Origin of the sequence: Shewanella oneidensis MR-1 (assembly GCF_000146165.2) — a bacterium.
GTDB lineage: Bacteria > Pseudomonadota > Gammaproteobacteria > Enterobacterales > Shewanellaceae > Shewanella > Shewanella oneidensis.
Genome location: NC_004347.2, coordinates 4048791 through 4069057 on the forward strand (window position 1 = coordinate 4048791; position 20267 = coordinate 4069057).

Annotated in this window: 19 protein-coding genes; 5 read left to right on the top strand and 14 right to left on the bottom strand. The window is 44.9% G+C overall.

The window, feature by feature from the left end; all coding sequences use genetic code 11:
• Window positions 1-23: 23 nt before the first annotated feature.
• Genes SO_RS18155 through nudF form a run of 4 tightly spaced genes read right to left on the bottom strand, consistent with a single transcriptional unit; the run spans window position 24 to window position 2534 of the window.
• Window positions 24-599: a YqiA/YcfP family alpha/beta fold hydrolase gene (locus SO_RS18155; protein WP_011073646.1), complete on the bottom strand. Its 576-nt coding sequence runs from the start codon at window positions 597-599 to the stop codon at window positions 24-26.
• 26 nt (window positions 600-625) lie between these two features.
• Window positions 626-1462 (bottom strand): 3',5'-cyclic-AMP phosphodiesterase, encoded by an 837-nt coding sequence (gene cpdA, locus SO_RS18160; RefSeq protein ID WP_011073647.1) that lies wholly within the window; start codon window positions 1460-1462, stop codon window positions 626-628.
• A gap of 15 nt (window positions 1463-1477) precedes the next feature.
• Entirely contained in the window at window positions 1478-1918 is a 441-nt protein-coding gene (locus tag SO_RS18165) for a DUF1249 domain-containing protein (RefSeq protein ID WP_164925769.1), read from the bottom strand.
• A 13-nt stretch (window positions 1919-1931) separates the two neighbouring features.
• The gene (gene nudF, locus SO_RS18170; RefSeq protein ID WP_011073649.1) at window positions 1932-2534 is read right to left on the bottom strand and encodes an ADP-ribose diphosphatase; all 603 of its coding nucleotides are present in this window, start codon (window positions 2532-2534) and stop codon (window positions 1932-1934) included.
• Between the two features lie 241 nt (window positions 2535-2775).
• On the opposite strand from nudF, the gene tolC reads away from it, so the two are divergent.
• Window positions 2776-4083, top strand: a complete 1308-nt coding sequence (tolC, locus tag SO_RS18175; protein ID WP_011073650.1) for an outer membrane channel protein TolC — start codon at window positions 2776-2778, stop codon at window positions 4081-4083.
• Between the two features lie 82 nt (window positions 4084-4165).
• Here the strand turns inward: tolC and SO_RS18180 are convergent, their stop codons facing one another.
• From SO_RS18180 to SO_RS18190, 3 genes are read right to left on the bottom strand one after another with little or no spacing between them, the layout of a single operon-like run.
• Complete coding sequence (locus SO_RS18180) at window positions 4166-4903, bottom strand: TIGR04219 family outer membrane beta-barrel protein (protein ID WP_011073651.1); 738 nt, start codon at window positions 4901-4903, stop codon at window positions 4166-4168.
• 2 nt (window positions 4904-4905) lie between these two features.
• A complete protein-coding gene (locus tag SO_RS18185; RefSeq protein ID WP_011073652.1) occupies window positions 4906-5874 on the bottom strand; it encodes a DUF2333 family protein in 969 nt (322 codons plus the stop codon).
• Window positions 5875-5885: 11 nt separating this feature from the next.
• Window positions 5886-6368: a copper chaperone PCu(A)C gene (locus SO_RS18190; RefSeq protein ID WP_011073653.1), complete on the bottom strand. Its 483-nt coding sequence runs from the start codon at window positions 6366-6368 to the stop codon at window positions 5886-5888.
• A 34-nt stretch (window positions 6369-6402) separates the two neighbouring features.
• On the opposite strand from SO_RS18190, the gene SO_RS18195 reads away from it, so the two are divergent.
• The gene (locus SO_RS18195) at window positions 6403-7140 is read left to right on the top strand and encodes an enoyl-CoA hydratase (protein ID WP_011073654.1); all 738 of its coding nucleotides are present in this window, start codon (window positions 6403-6405) and stop codon (window positions 7138-7140) included.
• A gap of 136 nt (window positions 7141-7276) precedes the next feature.
• On the opposite strand, the gene SO_RS18200 is transcribed toward SO_RS18195, so the two are convergent.
• The 5 genes from SO_RS18200 to SO_RS18220 all read right to left on the bottom strand — a co-directional run bounded on the left by SO_RS18200 (window position 7277) and on the right by SO_RS18220 (window position 12305).
• Window positions 7277-7477: a PspC domain-containing protein gene (locus SO_RS18200; RefSeq protein ID WP_011073655.1), complete on the bottom strand. Its 201-nt coding sequence runs from the start codon at window positions 7475-7477 to the stop codon at window positions 7277-7279.
• A gap of 145 nt (window positions 7478-7622) precedes the next feature.
• On the bottom strand, window positions 7623-7916 hold the full coding sequence (locus SO_RS18205; RefSeq protein WP_011073657.1) for a hypothetical protein: 294 nt from the start codon (window positions 7914-7916) through the stop codon (window positions 7623-7625).
• 208 nt (window positions 7917-8124) lie between these two features.
• Window positions 8125-9132, bottom strand: coding sequence for a tRNA dihydrouridine(20/20a) synthase DusA (dusA, locus tag SO_RS18210; RefSeq protein WP_011073658.1), 1008 nt, complete (start codon window positions 9130-9132; stop codon window positions 8125-8127).
• 230 nt (window positions 9133-9362) lie between these two features.
• On the bottom strand, window positions 9363-10037 hold the full coding sequence (locus SO_RS18215) for a Fe2+-dependent dioxygenase (RefSeq protein ID WP_011073659.1): 675 nt from the start codon (window positions 10035-10037) through the stop codon (window positions 9363-9365).
• Between the two features lie 75 nt (window positions 10038-10112).
• Window positions 10113-12305, bottom strand: coding sequence for a TonB-dependent receptor (locus SO_RS18220; protein WP_011073660.1), 2193 nt, complete (start codon window positions 12303-12305; stop codon window positions 10113-10115).
• Window positions 12306-12862: 557 nt separating this feature from the next.
• Between SO_RS18220 and SO_RS18225 the strand changes: the two genes are divergently transcribed.
• Window positions 12863-13327 (top strand): chemotaxis protein CheX, encoded by a 465-nt coding sequence (locus tag SO_RS18225; protein ID WP_011073661.1) that lies wholly within the window; start codon window positions 12863-12865, stop codon window positions 13325-13327.
• Between the two features lie 177 nt (window positions 13328-13504).
• On the opposite strand, the gene alr is transcribed toward SO_RS18225, so the two are convergent.
• Complete coding sequence (alr, locus tag SO_RS18230) at window positions 13505-14581, bottom strand: alanine racemase (RefSeq protein ID WP_011073662.1); 1077 nt, start codon at window positions 14579-14581, stop codon at window positions 13505-13507.
• A gap of 76 nt (window positions 14582-14657) precedes the next feature.
• On the bottom strand, window positions 14658-16064 hold the full coding sequence (dnaB, locus tag SO_RS18235) for a replicative DNA helicase (protein ID WP_011073663.1): 1407 nt from the start codon (window positions 16062-16064) through the stop codon (window positions 14658-14660).
• 125 nt (window positions 16065-16189) lie between these two features.
• Between dnaB and SO_RS18240 the strand changes: the two genes are divergently transcribed.
• Together SO_RS18240 and hydA are read left to right on the top strand one after the other, a co-directional pair.
• Window positions 16190-18388 (top strand): S46 family peptidase, encoded by a 2199-nt coding sequence (locus tag SO_RS18240; protein WP_011073664.1) that lies wholly within the window; start codon window positions 16190-16192, stop codon window positions 18386-18388.
• A 637-nt stretch (window positions 18389-19025) separates the two neighbouring features.
• On the top strand, window positions 19026-20258 hold the full coding sequence (gene hydA, locus SO_RS18245) for an iron hydrogenase large subunit HydA (RefSeq protein WP_011073665.1): 1233 nt from the start codon (window positions 19026-19028) through the stop codon (window positions 20256-20258).
• Window positions 20259-20267 lie beyond the last annotated feature (9 nt).

Sequence of the window (20267 nt, forward strand, 5' to 3'; positions counted from 1 at the left end):
TTGCGGCTCTGGATGACTATTTGTCAAGGTAAGTGTAAAAATTGGCTTACGGTTTGCAGATATCGCTCATAACCCACAAAACTGTGATCACCACCGGATTCTATCCGTAATTGACAATGGTGATACTTATGCAGTGCTTCACGATAATCCAGCACTTCATCGCCCGTTTGCAATAGTACCAAAAAACGCTCCGGATTGCGGATAACTGGAGTATTAAATTCAGCCACTTCCCGCTTGTGCTCTGGTAAAACCTGATAATGCTCTTGGGTATAAGGGTTAAATTGTGGCCCCATAAATTCATCAAACAATTCAAAAGGCTTTACGGCTGGGTTTACCAACACAGCTCTGCCACCATAACGCTCAGCTAAATAACTGGCAAAGTAGCCCCCCAAGGACGAACCAATATAATTAAGGGGCTCGTTCGCTTGCTGCGCCGCCTCAACATAGCTTTGCAGCAAAGCCATCGCTGCTTTGGGTGTATTGGGTAACTGTGGCTGATGAAAAGTGAGAGATGGGTGATACTCGGCCATATATCTTGCCGTTATCACCGCTTTATCAGAGAAAGGAGAACTGTTGAATCCGTGAATATAGAGCAGCATAGTTCCTCAAGCTGCGGTCATTCGCGTTAATAACCGCTGGAATCTTTATCGGGGGAAAACAGATTTCCCGGCACGCGATACACATTAGTGCTGATGCTACCATCGGCCTTAAGCTCCAGCAAACGATAACCCGGTTGCAGTCCATCGAGCGCAAAATAAGGTGATTGTGGTTTAAATTGGATGCAGGTTGAAGGCGTTGCCATTAACTGCAGCGCACGGTGAGGACCATCGTAATAAGTATCTAATTGTTGATGCACATGACCCCAAAGCAATGCTTTGACCTGTGGATATTGAGCTACACGCCTTAAAAACTCCGCACCATTATCCATGCAGTGTTGGTCTAACCAGGCACAATTAACTAGGATCGGATTATGGTGCATCACCAGCAACGTATGATGTTCAGGGTGAGCTGCAATCGCTTGCTCAATGAGTTCAAACTGCCCCTCCCCCATATGCCCACCTGGTTTTCCTCTCACGGTCGAGTCCAGCATCAAAATTTGCCATTTGCCAACTAAGATACGTTGCTGGCCAAAAACACGCTCGCCCTGCATATGCAGAAACATGATCCGCGGATCGTCATGGTTACCCGGAAGATAATGACAAGGTAAATTGAGCGGGGCAACAGCAGACACAAATTGGCGATAGGATTCGGGAGAATAATCTTGGCTTAAGTCGCCTGTGGCTAGCAAAAGATGAGCTGGATAATTGACAGCGCGAATCGTATTGAGTACCGCAGCCAAACTTTTACTGGTATTAACACCAAGTAGCTGAGCTTCAGGATCGGCAAAGAGGTGCGGGTCGGTGACTTGCACTATGCGCACACTTTCATCAGCTATAGAGTAAGAGATAGCCTCTTTCAGCACATTGAATACCCAATTCTAAGACTGGCAAACCAAACGTTGTTGACTGCCAATCTTCAATAATTCTCCCAGGAATGCATTTACCTGGTACTTCTCATCACTATGATACATACGTAAATTGGGATAATCATACACTGGGCGCAATTGGTAAATCTGTTGACCAGTTAACACTTCTGCTAATTTAGCATCATGATAAATTCTCACTAACACCTTGGGAGTATTAACAAACTCCAGTATTTGCACTGGGCGTGAGATTTCAACTAATTGAGTATATTTGGTATTTTCTAAAATACGGATGACTAATACACCAACTTCACCTTCAAGCTGCCAAGACTGCCCCACGGCAATATCGAGTGGCAACCACTTTTGCATATAGCCATAGTTACGCCCGCAAAGCGCTAAAAAGTCGCTCACGTTGGGTTGATAACGCGGTTTTTGATGTGATGTTGAATGAGTCAAACCTTTTTCCAACCTAAACCAGTTGCTGATAGTTTAATTGCAACCACTGCAATCCAATGACGGTCGATGCATTGTCTATTTCGCCAGTAACGACCCCGTTATAGGCAGCCTCACGGTCTACAACATGTAATCGAATATCTTCGTGTTCGTCAGCTAATCCGTGCAAACCTTGTGCCTGTGATGAATCTACTTCAGCCCAATAAAAGTAGAAACGTTCTGTACTGCCACCAGGGCTTGCAAGGTAACTGTTCACAAAATGGATGTTGCTAGCGGTCAAGCCAGTTTCTTCTAACAATTCACGGTGCGCGACATCCAGTGGCATTTCGTCGGGCGCAATCATACCCGCGACTAACTCCATAAGCCAAGGGGATTTAGTGGTTGCTAATGCAGGAAAACGCACTTGCTCAATCAACACAATTTTATCACGCTTGAGATCATAGGGTAGCACAACGACCGCATGGCCACGCTCAAAGACCTCACGAGTGACAGGCTGACTCCAGCCTCCGGCAAAAAGCTTATGTTTGAAGGTAAATTGCTCTAAGGCAAAAAAGCCTTGATATAGTGATTTTTTTTCGAGGATTTCAATATCTGTTTGCGAAAAAACCTGAGGCTTCATATCTTATCCTTAACAGTTAAATTTTCGCCTATTATCAAGGCAATTTGGCTCGTTTTTAAATAAAATCTGTTACACTTCGCAGTTGACTTGAACGTGTGGGAGTTTTTAGACTCTACGTCATTAAGTTTTAGCTGTATCGGGAAGCGTCGGGAAGCGCAAACCGCCTTGGCAAAGGCATTACTTAGTCTAAACGAAGTTATAAATTTCTCCTTTTGGAGATTTTGTCTAATAAGGACAGCAAATGAAATTTAAGATCCGTTCTCTATGCGTAGCATTAACTCTAGCCGCTTCCGCTCATGCGGTTCAAGCAGATGATTTACTGCAAATTTATCAACAAGCACTGACGAATGACCCTCTGGTGTTGCAAGCGCAAGCGCAACGTAACGCTTTGTTTGAGAAAATTGAACAAAACCGTGCCCCACTGTTACCGACTATCAGTGCAAACGTGGGTTATGACAAGGCATGGAATGACCCTCGGGACGATAGTAGCGGACTGACTGGTAGCCTAAAGCTAAATCAAGTCATCTATGATCATAGTGCTTGGGTAGGTTTAAGCCTTGCCGAGAAAGCGGCTTCTCAAGCTGATTCTACCTATGCATCGGCACTGCAAAATTTGATCTCCCGAGTGACCAAAGCATACTTTGATGTATTAACAGCCAAAGATAACTACGAGTTCCAAGGTGCGGAAAAGCGCGCGATTGAACGTCAACTCGAGCAAACTAAACAACGTTTTGCCGTTGGTTTAACTGCCATCACTGACGTTCATGAAGCACAAGCACAATATGACTTGGCCTCCGCCTCTGAAATTCTTGCTGAAAATACCCTCGCAAATAGCTATGAAGCACTGCGCGAAATCACAGGTATCGATCACAAAGCCTTAAACGTGCTCGACACAAACCGCTTCTCAGCAGTGACACCCGCACCGAGTTCATCAACTGATTGGTTAAAAATTGCTGAAACCAATAGTGTCGATCTGATGACTCAACGCATTGGTAAAGATATCGCTCAAGAGACCATTAGCCTTTATAAAGCAGGCCATATGCCATCACTGAGCTTAAATGCAGGTTATGCTAAAGGTTTAGAGCAAAAATTAGGTGATGCAAGTGAACCTGATTTTGACAACATGAGCGTTGGCATCAACTTAAGCGTGCCGATTTTTGAAGGCTTTAAAGTGTCTTCTCAAGTCAAAGAAGCGCAGTTCCAATATGTTCAAGCAAGCGAGAGGCTGGAGCAAACCTACCGTGGCGTAGTGAAAAACGTTCGTAATAACTACAACAACGTGGGTGCGTCAATCAGCTCTATCCGTGCTTACGAGCAGTCAGTGATTTCATCCGAAAGTGCCTTAAAAGCGACACAAGCAGGCTTTGAAGTTGGAACCCGTACCATCGTTGACGTATTGAACCGTACACGCGACTTGTACGACTCAAAGCGTAAATTATCAGATGCGCGTTATAGCTATATCAACTCGATTGTTGCACTGAAACAAGCTGCTGGAACGTTAAACGAAGATGATGTTATCGCCATCAACAACGGCCTAAAAGCTGAATAAGTTAAGCGATACATAAGTTAAGCGATACACTCCAATAAAAAACCGCCTTAGTTGGCGGTTTTTTATTGGTCACAGTTACAGCTTAGAAATCAATTTCAACACCAGCGAAATAGCCATCAAACTTAGTATCAGCACTAATGCCTGAGAAATTATTCACATCAAAGGCAAACTCGCGGTAACCCACGCGCACACGGGTATCAACTGCTGCGCCATCAAACTGCCAGCCTAAACCGATCGCATAATCATGTACATTAGACTCATTCACTCCAAGCATTAAATCTGCAAAGCCAAATAAGCCTAAACCCGGCATGCTTACATGGGTGCTGGCGTACCCCATTACAATGCCACCATCCACATCTTTCTCTTCAGGGTGACCGGGATCTTGCACTCGCAGTGAGCCGTTCATCAGTTTATAAGCTGCGCCCAAATCAAAAGATAAAATATCGTTATCCAGCAGCTCGTAATACAACACAAAATCGGTGTTGCTCAGATCGGTATAACTGGTCACATTACCTTTAAAATCGTGGCCATTGAAGCTGAAATCCGCATTCGCCAAACTACCTTTTTGATCAAGGCTGTTTTCACGGATTTTAAGATTTGGCACAAAAGGTAGTGGATGCTCAACGGCAAACCAATAGCTACCTTGCGCAGATGAGCTGTAGTCAAAACCTTGTTGTGGCTGACCTTTATCAGAAAAGGTACCGCTGGTATCAGCACGCCAGTAATCACCACCAATTTTAAAACCAACCACTGTTGCCGCGTGGGCTGAAGTGACCATTAAGCATCCTAATACCGCACTGGCGAGGAGTGTTTTTTTCATAATTAACCTTGAGAAAGCAAGTTCGTTAAATCAATCACCGCGGCATTCGCACGGGACACATAGTTAGCCATAACCAATGAATGATTAGCGACTAGACCGAAACCACTGCCATTAAGTACGACAGGGCTCCAAACCGTTTGCTGAGTTGCTTCCAGTTCACGAATGATCTGTCTTAAGCTCACTTCAGCATTTTTCTTTTTCAATACGTCAGCAAAATCGACTTCCACCGCACGCATAAAATTCAATAACGCCCATGATGCACCACGGCTCTCATAGAAGACATCATCAATTTTCCACCAGCTGGTTTTCACCTGATGGCTGGCTAAATTCGGTGTTGATTGACGTGCGGCATTATCCCCCGCTAAATCGGTGTTAAGACGTTCTTGCCCCACACTGGCCGATAACCGTTGCGACATACTGCCTAAACGTTTTTGCACTTCTTTCAGCCACTCATTAAGGTTGTCAGCACGGGCATAAAACTGTGCATCCTGATTGTTCGGATCCATCATGCGCGCACGGTACAGCTTTAGCAGCTTAACACCATCGCGGTATTCGCTTTCTGCACTTGGCACTAACCAACTGGTATGGTCGATGTTTAACTTAGCCTGTGCTTCACTCAGATCCTTATCCGCAGTAGATTGAGACTGTGAGCGGCTAAACTCTTTACGCATAATCAGCGCCAAATCACGGGCTTGCTCTAAAGCCCCATACTCAAAGGCAGGCATGTTATCCATAAAAATAGAGGGTGGCGTCACATCGTTCGATAACCAGCCTCCTTGTTTATCCAGCAGCGTTTCGACCGTGAGGATCAAAGAGGTTGTAGTCGCATAACCGACGACATTCTTCTCTGTGGCCGTCAGTTCCTGTGGTGTCAAAGTATCAGGTTCGATACTCCACCACACACTTACAACGTAACCAACTAACACAATAAATAAAGCAACTCCGGTGACTTTCTTCCATGTTATTTGCATCAAGCGACTCCTTAATGATGGTGATGATGCTCGTGTTCGGCAGCATTTTCAGCCTGCTTAGCGACAGGCAATGTAATCGTCATATTTTCGCCATCGTTAAACTGTAATTGCAGCTTAACTTGCTGATCTAACGCTAATGGCGCTTTCAGCCCAATTAGCATGACATGCTCCCCTGACGGCATGAGGGTTAATGTTCCATGGGATGGGATATCAAAGCCTTCAACATGGCGCATTTTTACCATACCTTGCTCTTGAATCATGGTATGTAATTGCGCTTCGTTCGCCACATCAGTAGTCACTCCGATCAATCGAACGGCCTTGTCGCTATGATTTTCGAGCGTAAAATAAGCTGCGGTATTAGGTACTGTATCAGGCATTGCACGTACATGACCTTCGGTCATCACTACACTGGCGAAAACAGAAAATGATGCACAAGATAAGGCAACACAATTAAACATCTGTTTGAATATCGGTTTCAATGTCTTAAACTCCATGTCTACCCAATGTCGTCGTAAAGGAAAACAACCCATGAGTCATATACAGGTTCGGGATGATCAGGGCGTTCGCATTATCAGCTTTAATCGCCCAGATAAACGTAATGCACTTGATCTTAATATGTATAAACAACTGACAGAATACCTGATCGAAGGTGAAGCAGACAACGACATTCGTGCCTTTATGCTCCATGGCGAAGATAATTGTTTCACCTCGGGTAATGATGTTGCGGACTTTTTAAAAAATAGTGACTTAGGTCCAAATCACCCCGCTGTACGCTTTTTATTTTGCCTATTGGAACTCAAAAAACCGCTGGTTGCTGCCGTCTCTGGTGCCGCGGTAGGCATTGGCACCACTGTGCTACTGCACTGTGATTTAGTCTATGCCGATAATTCGGCAAAGTTTCAACTGCCCTTTGTCAATTTAGCCTTAGTCCCCGAAGCGGGTGCGAGTCTACTGTTACCCGAGTTAGTGGGTTATCAAAAAGCGGCTGAACTTTTGCTGCTCGGAGAAAGTTTTGATGCCAATACTGCCCATAGGCTGAATATCATTAATGATGTTATCGCCCAAGAAGAGTTATTAGCTTATGCCTTTAACCAAGCGAAAAAACTGGCAAATCAGCCACCACAGGCGCTGCAAATTACCCGTCAATTAATGCGTCCACATAAAAACCGCGTACAACACCAAATGCATCAAGAGTTAGAGCAATTTGGCGCAAGACTTAAAAGTGATGAAGCCAAAGCAAGATTTCAAGCTTTTCTTAAAAAGTGATACTCACTGAGAAAGTATTCACTATTGGCATGAGGGTCGATGTGCCCTCTTGTTGATTGCATACTGCTAAAAACTGCGTCTCTTGACTCGTGAAAATGTAAATGTGATATCTCAAACCAGCGAGTTATCACCTCAGTTAAATGGGTCTTTTCCATTGGTCTACAACTAAAGCCAGTACAAAATACACTAACAGACTCACACCCGGCATAAACAGAATTGCACCCGCCCACACCACACGAGTCCAAAAGCAGGACCAACCAAATTGCCACGCCATACCAGAGGCAACACCACAAACCAAACGTACTGAATTATCCATTCGCATTTGTGCTCGTTTCATTTTTAACTCCAATATATTCATGACTTACTTATCGCTGACACTGTGCCACTGAAACCAGCAAATAATTCCTGAAAACAACGCAAGGCTAATCACTGGTAGCAGTAGCAAAGTCATTAGAGGTGCTACAAACCACATAGGCAACTCCTTACTTATTTGCGCTATATTCGCCTGTTGCTGAAGACTCGTCTTGAGTATCAGCACTGAGTATTAGCTGACTGTTGAAGTCATAGATGCTTTCAGCTAATTGCGTTTGCAGTGATAACACCAGTTCACGCTTAGTGTTGACTAGCAACTCCTGCGCTTGGGTACTGAGTGTTTGCTCAATGGCGCTCATAACATCTGATACCGGAGCCGCCTCTGCATGCGCCGTAACACTCGCCATTAATGCACCGAATAACACACTCACTTGAACTGATTTTTTAACATTTGCAGTAAACATGATGTAGTCCCTTTCCGATTAATTAACTTGACATAGGGACTATTACAAAGGACGTGCCAACTTATCAAAAAAATTTAAATTATTTATTTTCAACAACTTAATATATTTATTTTTGATAAAGTGATGTAAATGATATTTTTTAATAAATGTTAAGTGGTGAAAAATACTACAAGCATTAGTAAATTTCACCACTTTCCAAATCGAATAATTATTGCGCAACCAAATCGGTTTGCACGCTCTGATAGGCCAATTTAACTACCTCAATACCAGCGCCATTTTTATGGGCATTTTCGCTCAAATAACGACGCCAAGCGCGCGCACCGGGCAGGCCTTGGAATAAACCAATCATATGCCGAGTGATATGATTTAAGCGCCCGCCCACCTGTAAATGAGCTTCGATATAAGGCAACATCGCCTCAATCACGGCTTCACGACTCATCACCGCTTTTGTGCTACCACACAGCACTTGGTCAACCTGCGCCAACATGTAAGGATTTTGGTAAGCCTCACGCCCCACCATTACCCCATCTAAATGCTGCAAATGGGTTTGAGCCTGTTCGAGACTGGTGATCCCACCATTAATGCTGATGTTAAGTGCTGGATAATCACGTTTGAGCTGATACACACGGTCGTAGTCTAATGGTGGGATCTCGCGATTTTCCTTCGGACTTAAGCCCTGCAACCAGGCCTTGCGCGCATGGATAATAAACTCACCGCAGCCCTTAGCCATAACAGTATCAATAAAGTGAGTTAAAAACTCATAGCTATCTTGCTCATCGATACCGATGCGCGTTTTTACCGTCACAGGAATATCAACCACTTGCTTCATGGCATCGACACACTCTGCCACCAGCTCAGGTTCTGCCATTAAACAAGCACCAAAGCGGCCGTTTTGCACGCGATCAGAAGGACAGCCCACATTGAGATTCACTTCATCATAACCGCGCTCAGCCGCCAGTTTCGCGCAGCGCGCAAGTTCGACAGGATTAGAGCCGCCTAATTGCAATGCAAGAGGATGTTCTTCTTGGTTATAGGTAAGGTAATCACCACGGCCATGTAATATCGCGCCGGTGGTAACCATCTCGGTATACAACAAAGCATTGGCCGACATTAAACGAGCAAAATAACGGTAATGACGGTCCGTCCAATCCAGCATAGGTGCAATGGAAAAGGTGCGGTCGAGATTTTTGCTATCATTAATATTATTTTTCAACACGTTACTATCAACTCAAGTAATTAAAATTTGCTAACTTATTGTTGCTTTAAGGGATTAAGCGCCCAAAATTAAGGCCAAGCATGATCAATGAACACCAAGCTTAAAAATAGAAAAACAGCAAACGAGCTAACGTTTGCTGTTTTATTGCCCTTCAGAGCTAGCGGGATTATACCCTAAACCGCCAGCTTTGTGGAGATGATGCAGGAACAGGAACCGGCCCTGAACCAAAGCTATAACTCACTCCAACGCCTAAGCAAGTTATGGTAAACCCCCGTCAGATTAAACAGCTCTTGCTCTGCAGCCTGCTGTGCCGTGAGTGTTTGAATTGATTGATCGAGTTGAAATAACAAGCGGCGCTGCCCTTCATCGCGAACCATGCTCTGTAACCACATAAACGCGCTGGTACGTTCACCGGATGTGACAGGAGTAACCTGATGCAAACTCGTTGACGGATATAACACTAAAGATCCCGCCGCCAGCTTAATACTCTGCTGGCCATAGGTATCTTGGATCACCAGCTCACCGCCTTCGTAAGCATTTAGCTCACTTAAAAATAAGGTTGCAGAAAGATCAGTACGCACCATGCCATCGCTCGTCGAGCGGATCGCGTTATCAATATGATAACCAAAGGTATCTCCACCTTGATAACGATTAAACAAGGGAGGATAAAACTGTAACGGCAGCGCCGCCGACACAAATAAAGGATGGGCCAAGAGGCGCGCCATGATCAGCTCACCGATTTGAAGTGCTACAGGATCATCTTTGTCTAACTGCTGATTACGTTTGCGGGTACTCGCCATCATGCCTGAGGTCTGATTGCCATCAATCCAAGTGCGGGCATCGAGCTGCTCCCTTAGCTGATTGACTTCTTGTTTAGAAAAAACATTCGGAATTTCAATAAGCATTTCAGAATCCTATTGGAATAGCATAAACATCAAAGGCAGCCCTAGGGCTGCCATTCAGATCTCGATTAATACTGCTTAGAAGTGCATATCGGCACTTAACATTACTAAGCGTCCAGGCGCCATATTGGCAAAATGCGCGGTGTACGCTTTATCGTAATAACGCTCATCCGTCAGATTCTGCACGTTCAGGCGTAAAGTCATGAATTCGCTAATCTTATAAGATGAGGTCAAATCAAAACGCCAGTAGGATGGAATCGACAGGGTGTTGGCCGTATTGCCATACACTTTGTCCATATAATAGGCACCTGTGCCAACCGTTAATTGCTCGGTAATATCGTAAGTTGTAAATAAGCTCAGGCTATTTTTAGCTGTATTAGGGAAGCGATTACCATTAAGCGCTGCGTTGTAACCATTGCTTTCAAGGGTCGCATCCAAATACGTATAACCACCAAAACCATGCCAATCTTCGGTAAAGTCACCAGAGAAGCCGATTTCAAAGCCTTTCACTTTTTGCTCACCGACGTTTTCCTGTGGCGCATTACGATCGCCAGAGGTTGCAACGCGGGCATTGTTTTTCTCGATTTGGAATACAGAGCCATTCAGAGATAAACGCCCCTCCCAAAGATCCCATTTAGTGCCTAACTCGTAGCTTTCGGTATCTTCTGGTTCTAAATCGGCGTTGGTACTGCCTAGGCGATCAGCCCCATCTCCGTTAGACGTGCCAGGTGGGTTAGATGATGTTCCCCACGCAGCGTAGATACTGCCATTTTCTGCTGGCTTATACAGTACCGACAATTGGTAGTTGAAGAAATCAGCATCATTACCGAATTGAGAGGTTGAGTTCTTAGCACTCGTACTGTAGTCATCCCAACGGATACCTGCGTTCACCATCCAAGCTTCAGTTAGCTCAATGGTATTGAAGCCATAAATAGAGCGGGTGTCTGTTTCTGTCACTGTCGCATCAGTGCCGAGTGCGATCTTCCCTATCCAAGGATCATGGGGATTAGGATTATCGAGCAATGTACAGTTGTAATTGGCAAGCATCGCCTCATTACAACCGCCATTACGGCCATTGCCTGTATCGACGGTATAACTCAAATTACTGGTGTGCTCATTACTTAACTCAGTTCCCACCGCAAAACGGTTAGTGAATCCAGCCAGCGTTGCTTCACCTGACAGCTGTAATTGCGTTGCTAAGGTTTTTGTGACCGAATGGCGAGACTTAGTGTTACGCCATACATACCCCTTAGCGACGTTACCCGCCGTGTCGTCAGGGTTGGTCACAATATAGTAATTGCTGTTGCGGCTATAGATGGACGTCGAAGTAAACTGCATGTCGTTGTTAAAATCGTGGCTAATCAACACTGATGCCGTATCGTCCATCGTGTCGCGAAAATCCCGCGATAATAAGCCATAGAAATTGTCGGGATCGACATCGGCAGGTTTGCCTGTCGCCTGATCGTATGGAATACCATAATCAGGAATATCATGGTTTTCAAAATGATAATATTCAAGGGTCACTTTAGTCGGCGTCGTTAACCCAAAGGTAACAGACGGTGCTACACCCCAACGATTACCAGTGACCTCATCGCGCCCTGGAGTGTCGGCATCGTGAGCCATCATGTTGACACGAACCGCAGCTTCATCGGTAATAACATGGTTGATATCAACATTGGCACGTTTGAGGGCATCAGTCCCCACTGCAACATCAGCGTTAATAAAATCTTCAGCCTGAGCTTTTTTGGTCACAATGTTAATGCTACCGCCAACCGCACCACGGCCGTTGTAGACTGAGCTTGGGCCTTTCAGGACTTCAATTTGTTCAATGTTAAAGGTTTCACGGCTTTGTGAACCCACATTACGCATGCCATTGATAAAAGTGGAAGATTGAGCATCGTATCCACGAATAAAAGGTCTATCACCGTAGGGGTTCCCCCCTTCGCCAGTGCCTAAGGTAATACCAGGCGTCGCTCGCAGCGCATCAGTAAAACTCTGCGCGCCCATATCTTTGATCAAATCTTGGTTGATTACGGTAACGGTTTTCGCGGTATTGAGTAGGTCTTCGGTAAATTTACCCGATTGTACTTTACGGGTGTTATAACCTAAGTACTCACCATTGACTTCAATATGTTCAACTTTTTTATCAACGACTTGTGCCTGCTCAGCTGCCATAGCAGGGATAGCAGAGGCTGCCATACCTATGGTTAACGAACCTAAAACATGGGCACCAAGCGTGACCCGACCATTACGGCGTTTTGCAAATTTCATTAAAAACATTCCTGTTGCGGACTATACCCTGTAACAGATGTCCCCCACCTGTTAATCGCCCGCTAATATATGTAAAATATTTTTTGTGATCAATAATTATTATCATTTGCATTATAATTTAATCAGCATCACTGTTTAGGCTGTGAATTGTTGGTAGGTCTTGAAGAAAAAAATGCAGTTATATTGATAGGGAATTCAAATTATTACCAATAAAAACAAAAATTTAGACAAAAATAAATAAACTTACATTGTAAGTTGCAGCAACCATATATTTGCAGCATGACCATCCGTATCATCAACCTTTAGATGGAAATTTGTCTTCAGCCCTTAGGAGGAATGTAAAAATGCATTGTTATTTCACCATATTGAGGAGTGGCTTTGATGAAAGGACTTTTACGAAAAATAACAAGAAAATCGTGAAATTAACCTCACACTTCCATTTGTGTCATCTAAGCTGATAGAGTGTGATTAAGATTGCTGTGGTCAAGCCACTTTTCGACTACCCTTAATTACGTAGTGACCATAAGGCTTAAGTTCATAAGAGGACACACTGAAGCATGAACGTCAATTTTATTAATCCTTTTTTGCAGTCGCTGCTCAATGTTATTTCGACCATGGCCAGCCTAGAGCTCACGCCAGGTAAACCCCAAATAAAAACTGACAACTTAGCCAAAGGCGATGTATCAGGTTTAATTGGTATGGTTGGGCCGCAAACCAAAGGCTCACTTTCAATTACATTTGAGCAAAAACTCGTACTGCAAATCATGCAAAATATGCTGGGTGAGAACCCCGGTAAAATAAATGAAGAAGTGACCGATTTGGTGGGTGAAATCACTAATATGGTTACGGGCGGCGCAAAAAATCTTTTAGGACAAAAGGGTTACGAATTCGAAATGGCGACTCCAATGGTAGTGTCAGGTCAAGGGCATACGATTTCCCATAAAGCCAACGGCACCAAAATCATCATGCCATTTACCAGTTCGTACGGAACCGCCTTTATCGAAGTTTGCTTCGAAAGTTAATGAGCGCGCGCAACGCCAAGTCATAACATAGGGTTTATGTTGTACTAAAACCTCGCGTGTTGGGTAATGTTTATCAATAATGCTTGCCTAAACTCTAGCGGTGCAAATCAATTAACCTTATGCTGAATAAAGAAAAACGGCGCATTTGCGCCGTTTTGTTATTCTTATAGCATCAGGCTATGCTAAGCAAACAGCGACTCTCGGAGTCAGCTTAGTCACTAACTCATAGGCGATAGTACCAATATGCTCAGCGACTTCTTCAACAGGTAAAGCCTGACCCCAAAGCAAAACATCATCACCGACTTGATCTGTTGCATCATGGCCTAAATCCACTGTTAACATATCCATAGATACCCGGCCAACAATCGGCACTCTGCGGCCATTTATCCATACAGGCGTGCCTTCCGGCGCATTACGTGGATAGCCATCACCATAACCAATCGCGACAACGCCAAGACGAGTATCTTGTTTGGCGGTCCAGTAACAACCATAACCTACGGGTTGATTCGCTTTGTGCTCGCGCACCGCTATCAAACGTGAAACCAAGTTCATTGCAGGGATCAAACCATGATTTGCGCCGCAATCCCCAGTAACGGGTGACACACCATACATCGCAATGCCTGGACGGATCCAATCACCTTGGCTCTTCGGCCAATAAAGCGCACCCGCCGAGTTCGCTAAGGTTCTAAACCCAGGTAAATCTGCAGTTAACTGGTTAAAGGTTTGCATTTGCACTTGAGTGTAATGATTGTCGGGCTCATCGGCACAGGCAAAGTGGGTCATCAGATGGATAGGCTTGGCGACATTTTTACAGGCCGTCAAACGCGCATAAACCGCTGAGAACTGTTCAGGCGTGACCCCTAAACGATGCATCCCCGAATCGACTTTCAACCATACTGTCACTGGTTTCGATAGTGTCGCCTGTTCTAACATCTCGATTTGCGATTCGTGATGCACCACAGTATCAATATCGTGCTCCACCAGCAAAGGTAAGTCGGTGCTGCGAAAAAAACCCTCAAGCAATAATAAGCGCGCCTTAACACTACCTGCGCGCAGCTCTAATGCCTCTTCCAAACGAGCTAAGCCGAAACCATCGGCATTGTTTAAGCATTTGGCAACATTTAATAATCCATGTCCATATCCATTGGCTTTCACCACGGCCATGACTTGACTGCTGCTCGCCTGCTGGCGTAAAACGGCGAGGTTGTTTTGCAGTGCACTACTGCTAATTTCTGCTCGGGGAAAAGGTTTCAAAATTTGCCTTGTCTATTTAGAAAAGTCTGGAAATACAAAGAATACATAAGCCACGCTTATCTTCTAACACCGGGAATTAATCTTCTTCAAACTGAGGACCTGCATAGTTATCAAAACGGGAAAACTGGCCTTGGAATGTTAAACGCACCCGTCCAATCGGGCCGTTACGCTGTTTACCGATAATGATTTCCGCCGTGCCCTTATCCGGAGAGTCGTTGTTATACACCTCATCACGGTAAATAAACATGATGAGATCCGCATCCTGCTCAATAGAACCCGATTCACGTAAGTCGGAGTTCACAGGGCGCTTATCGGCACGTTGTTCGAGCGAGCGGTTAAGCTGAGAAAGTGCGATAACGGGGATCTCTAACTCTTTAGCCAATGCCTTGAGAGAGCGAGAGATTTCAGCAATTTCAAGGGTACGGTTGTCCGATAACGCCGGAACTTGCATCAGCTGTAAGTAGTCGACCATGATCATCGATAACCCGCCATGTTCACGGGCAATACGGCGAGCACGGCTGCGCACTTCGGTCGGCGTTAAGCCTGAACCGTCGTCGATATACATCTTGCCTTGTTCGAGCATAATCCCCATGGTTGAGGATACCCGCGCCCAATCCTCATCATCGAGTTGTCCAGTACGGATTTTGGTTTGGTCAACGCGCCCTAAAGAAGCCAACATACGCATCATAATCTGCTCTGAGGGCATCTCGAGACTGAAAATCAACACGGGCTTGTCTTCATTCATCGCCGCCTGTTCGCACAGGTTCATCGCAAAGGTCGTTTTACCCATAGACGGACGCGCTGCGACAATAATCAAGTCGCCAGATTGGAAGCCAGCCGTCATTTTATCGAGATCGCTAAAACCACTCGATACCCCAGTCACACCGTTGTGGGGGTTATTGTAGAGCTGCTCAATTTTATCGACGGTCTTTTCAAGAATGGTTTTAATGCCTTCGGGACCTTCGTTGGCATTGGTGCGCTGCTCGGCAATCTTAAAGACTTTACTCTCGGCCAAATCGAGTAAAGCGCTGGAATCGCGGCCTTCGGGATTATAACCCGCATCAGCAATCTCATGGGCGACGCGGATCATCTCGCGTACTACGGCGCGCTCACGGACAATTTCAGCATAAGAAACAATGTTGCCTGCACTCGGGGTGTTTTTGGCAATCTCACCCAAGTAGGCAAAGCCGCCCGCTTCTTCGAGTTGGTTTTCAAGTTCAAGTTGTTCGGAAACCGTAATTAAGTCGATAGGTTGGCCTGTTTCGACTAAACGGTGCATGGCGGCGAAAATCATCCGGTGCGAGCGAGAATAAAAATCCTCTTTAACTACCGTTTCGGCCACTTTATCCCAAGCGTCGGCGTCTAACATGAGGCCGCCTAATACCGATTGTTCAGCCTCAATTGAATGCGGCGGCAGCTTGAGGCTATCGACCTGCAAATCCCTTGGCTTACTCTTAGGCTTAAAAGCACCTTGTTGTGACATTAACACTCCCGATTTCCAACAACTTAACAAAATATGATATAAAACCCGCGTCAAGCAAACAGGTGGTTTACACAGACCTGTTATCTCATTCCAACGGACACTCTAACTAAAAATAAGGAAAGAACATGCGTATTGCATTGGTTGCAGCCTTAGTACTGACCTGTGGCATAGCAACTGCCGATGAAGGGCAATGGCAACCTTATCAAATGCCTTCTATTGCAGACAAACTCAGCGCGCGTGGAATTGATATTCCCGCAGACAAGCTGGCCGATCTCACCAGTTACCCAATGAACGCCGTTGTCGGGCTGGGCTATTGTACCGCCAGTTTTGTCTCGCCCCAAGGGCTAGTTGTGACAAACCATCATTGTGCCTACAAGGCGATACAATATAACACTAAGAAAGAGCATAACTATCTCGAACAAGGCTTTTTAGCCACCTCAATGGATAAAGAACCGTCGGCCGGTCCCAATGAACGTTTATACATCACCGAAGCCGTGACGGATGTCACCAGCGACGTGACAAAAGATTTAAGCCAAGATCCTTTAAAACGCTACGAAGAGATTGAGAATCACAGTAAAGCCTTAATCAAAAGCTGTGAAGCCGATGATAACTACCGCTGCAATGTCCGTAGCTTCCACAATGGACTGGAATACTACCTGATCAAACAATTGATGATCCGCGATGTGCGCCTAGTATATGCACCGCCTGAAAGTGTTGGCGGTTATGGTGGCGATATTGATAACTATGAGTATCCACGCCACTCGGGTGATTTTGCCTTTCTACGGGCTTATGTAGGTAAAGACGGAAAACCTGCGGCTTTCAGCGAAGATAACATTCCTTATACGCCCAAAAGCTATTTAAAAGTGAATGCCGATGGCGTGAAAGCGGGCGATGGCGTGTTTGTGGCTGGCTACCCTGGCACGACCAACCGCTATAACCTCACTAGCGAGCTTAAATTTGCTAGCGACTGGCTCTATCCAACACAGGCAAAACGTTATCAATTACAGATTGATACCATTGAAGCCATGGGGCAGAAAGATGCCGACATCGCCATTAAATATGCAGGCAATATGGCGTCGATGGCCAACCGGATGAAAAAGCTCAACGGCCTACTCGCTGGCTTTAAAGCCACGGATATCGTCGGTATTAAGCAGCAACGTGAAAATGACTTTCTGGCATGGTTAACCAAAAACCCAAACCTTAACCAGAATCTCATCAGCGAGCTTGAAGTTTTACTGGCCGAGCAGCAACTGCAAACCCAAACCAATTATTACTTCACCAACGCCCAATCGAGCACGCTGCTCACTGCGGCCAACAACCTCTATCGCTTAGCGAAAGAAAAGCAAAAGAGCGATGCTGAGCGTGAAATCGGTTACCAAGAACGCGACTTAGCCATGTTCAGCTCACGCTTAAAACGTATCGATTCTAGTTTTGATGTAAAAGTCGATAAAACCCTGTGGTTACAAGATTTAAATGCTTATTTATCACAGCCAAATCGTGTTGCAGCCTTAGACAATATGCTGAATTTGAACGATAAAAACGTCAGTTTAGCGGCTAAACTCGATGGTTTATATTCGCTGACCACTCTGACAGATCAAGCGCAACGTTTGGCTTGGATGGAAGCAGATGCCAAGGCCTTTGAAACCAGCAGCGATCCGTTTATCCGCCTTGCAGTCGCGCTGTATGACACTAATATGGCGCAGGAAAAAGCAGAAAAAATCCTTGCGGGTAAATTGTCTACCGCTCGCCCAGCCTACATGGCAGCCGTTATCGACTACTACAAAGCCAACAACTGGCCAGTGTATCCCGACGCTAACGGTACGCTACGCATCAGCTATGGTATGGTCGATGGTTATCAATCCCGCGATGCACTATACAAACAGCCGTTTACTCGTCTTGATGGCATAGTCGCAAAACACACAGGCGTTGAGCCCTATAATGCGCCGAAAAAACTCCTCGATGCGATTAGCGTACAACGTTTTGGCGATCATCTGGTGAAGTCGGTTTATCAAGATCCCCGCGGCTGGATTTGCCGTCTGTTCTCTTGTTTAGATAAACCAGAAGAATTTAACTCAGTACCGGTTAACTTCTTATCGAGCGTAGATACCACAGGTGGCAACTCAGGTTCACCCGTCTTTAACGGTAAAGGAGAACTCGTTGGCCTTAACTTCGACTCTACCTATGAAGCAATTACCAAGGATTGGTTCTTTAATCCAACCATCACTCGCGCGGTTCACGTGGATATCCGCTATATCCTATGGATGATGGATGAAGTCGACCATGCCGATAATCTGATTAAAGAACTGGATTTAGTGAGAAACTAATTACCCATTAGCCTTTCGTGATGAATGATAATGGAATTAACTATGATTAAACCATTTGATTTAATCAGTATAAATTAAGCATCTTTCAAAACCGTTCAAGAAATATTCCTTGGACGGTTTTTATTTTAAGTAATTTATAAATTTGTGATGTGCCGCATTATCAATTCACCATAAACCCAATCAAAGCACCTTAATTAGCATTATTTAAAGCAAGACTAAACATGGACAATTTGTCTAACCTAAAAATAAAAACCAGTGATAAAAGCCACATTAACCAACAAATTTAAACTTAAGCCTTTAAAATACAAAAAATAGTGATAGGAAACCAATAGGTGCAACATAAACACATAAATATAAAGAGAAAAATAAAAATGCAATCAATGTAAAACCAGCAAAAAATATTATTTTCACTTTTCAAAAAACCTAAAAAATCGCTAATAAAACCATTAAAAATGCCTGCTTTATCAAAAACAATGAAACTTGATCGCCATCATGTTTTTACCACATTCAATTTCCTATTATCCCGCAGTCTAAAAATTCAAAAATTAGCTTTTGCCGCCAACATAAGCTGCTTAATAAATACATCAAATAACACTGAACACTTAATTCAGGTTGAAAATGAGGAACGCAAAATCCTATGACAACGACAACTTATCAACCAGGAGAAATCCAAGGGCTGATCAAGATTAATGCATCCAAATGCAAAGGATGTGATGCCTGTAAACAATTCTGCCCAACCCATGCCATTAATGGCGCTTCGGGTGCAGTACACTCTATCGATGAAGATAAATGCTTAAGCTGCGGACAGTGTTTAATTAACTGTCCATTTAGCGCTATTGAGGAAACCCACAGCGCACTTGAAACCGTGATTAAAAAGCTCGCTGATAAAAATACCACCGTGGTCGGGATTATCGCGCCTGCGGTACGGGTGGCGATTGGTGAAGAATTTGGCTTAGGTACAGGTGAGCTAGTAACAGGCAAACTCTACGGTGCCATGAATCAAGCTGGCTTTAAAATTTTCGACTGTAACTTCGCCGCCGATTTGACCATTATGGAAGAAGGCAGTGAGTTTATTCATCGCCTGCACGCCAATGTAAAAGGTGAAGCTAACGCAGGCCCATTGCCGCAATTTACCTCCTGCTGCCCAGGCTGGGTACGCTACCTCGAAACCCGCTACCCTGCACTTTTACCTAACCTATCGACCGCCAAATCACCTCAGCAAATGGCAGGGACTGTCGCCAAAACCTACGGCGCCAAGGTATATCAAATGCAGCCAGAGAATATTTTCACTGTCTCTGTAATGCCTTGCACCTCGAAAAAGCTCGAAGCCTCCCGTCCCGAATTTAACTCGGCTTGGCAATATCATCAGGAACACGGCGCAAACTCGCCCTCCTACCAAGATATTGATGCCGTGCTCACCACAAGGGAAATGGCTCAGTTACTCAAACTGCTCGATATCGATCTCGCGAATACCGCGGAATATCAAGGCGATAGTTTGTTCTCTGAATACACTGGCGCGGGCACAATTTTTGGAACAACCGGCGGGGTGATGGAAGCGGCGCTGCGTACCGCCCATAAAGTACTGACTGGAACTGAAATGGCTAAGCTGGAATTTGAACCCGTACGCGGGCTAAAAGGCGTGAAATCAGCCTCTGTCAGCCTGTTTGATACAGAGCTTAACCAAGATGTGACCGTCAATGTCGCCGTAGTGCACGACATGGGCAACAACATTGAGCCCGTACTGCGCGATGTGATGGCTGGCACCTCTCCTTATCACTTTATTGAGGTGATGAACTGCGCTGGCGGTTGCGTCAACGGCGGAGGCCAACCTATTGAAGGTAAAGGCTCTTCATGGCTGGGTAACATTTAACGGGAAACA

Excerpts from the sequence above, each read along its gene's own strand:
- SO_RS18185 (WP_011073652.1), bottom strand. The coding sequence starts at position 5,874 with ATGCAAATAACATGGAAGAAAGTCACCGGAGTTGCTTTATTTATTGTG.
- SO_RS18180 (WP_011073651.1), bottom strand. The coding sequence starts at position 4,903 with ATGAAAAAAACACTCCTCGCCAGTGCGGTATTAGGATGCTTAATGGTC.
- SO_RS18225 (WP_011073661.1), top strand. The coding sequence starts at position 12,863 with ATGAACGTCAATTTTATTAATCCTTTTTTGCAGTCGCTGCTCAATGTT.
- SO_RS18215 (WP_011073659.1), bottom strand. The coding sequence starts at position 10,037 with ATGCTTATTGAAATTCCGAATGTTTTTTCTAAACAAGAAGTCAATCAG.
- nudF (WP_011073649.1), bottom strand. The coding sequence starts at position 2,534 with ATGAAGCCTCAGGTTTTTTCGCAAACAGATATTGAAATCCTCGAAAAA.
- SO_RS18190 (WP_011073653.1), bottom strand. The coding sequence starts at position 6,368 with ATGGAGTTTAAGACATTGAAACCGATATTCAAACAGATGTTTAATTGT.
- SO_RS18220 (WP_011073660.1), bottom strand. The coding sequence starts at position 12,305 with ATGAAATTTGCAAAACGCCGTAATGGTCGGGTCACGCTTGGTGCCCAT.
- hydA (WP_011073665.1), top strand. The coding sequence starts at position 19,026 with ATGACAACGACAACTTATCAACCAGGAGAAATCCAAGGGCTGATCAAG.
- tolC (WP_011073650.1), top strand. The coding sequence starts at position 2,776 with ATGAAATTTAAGATCCGTTCTCTATGCGTAGCATTAACTCTAGCCGCT.
- SO_RS18205 (WP_011073657.1), bottom strand. The coding sequence starts at position 7,916 with ATGTTTACTGCAAATGTTAAAAAATCAGTTCAAGTGAGTGTGTTATTC.
- SO_RS18195 (WP_011073654.1), top strand. The coding sequence starts at position 6,403 with ATGAGTCATATACAGGTTCGGGATGATCAGGGCGTTCGCATTATCAGC.
- SO_RS18200 (WP_011073655.1), bottom strand. The coding sequence starts at position 7,477 with ATGAAACGAGCACAAATGCGAATGGATAATTCAGTACGTTTGGTTTGT.
- dnaB (WP_011073663.1), bottom strand. The coding sequence starts at position 16,064 with ATGTCACAACAAGGTGCTTTTAAGCCTAAGAGTAAGCCAAGGGATTTG.
- SO_RS18155 (WP_011073646.1), bottom strand. The coding sequence starts at position 599 with ATGCTGCTCTATATTCACGGATTCAACAGTTCTCCTTTCTCTGATAAA.
- SO_RS18240 (WP_011073664.1), top strand. The coding sequence starts at position 16,190 with ATGCGTATTGCATTGGTTGCAGCCTTAGTACTGACCTGTGGCATAGCA.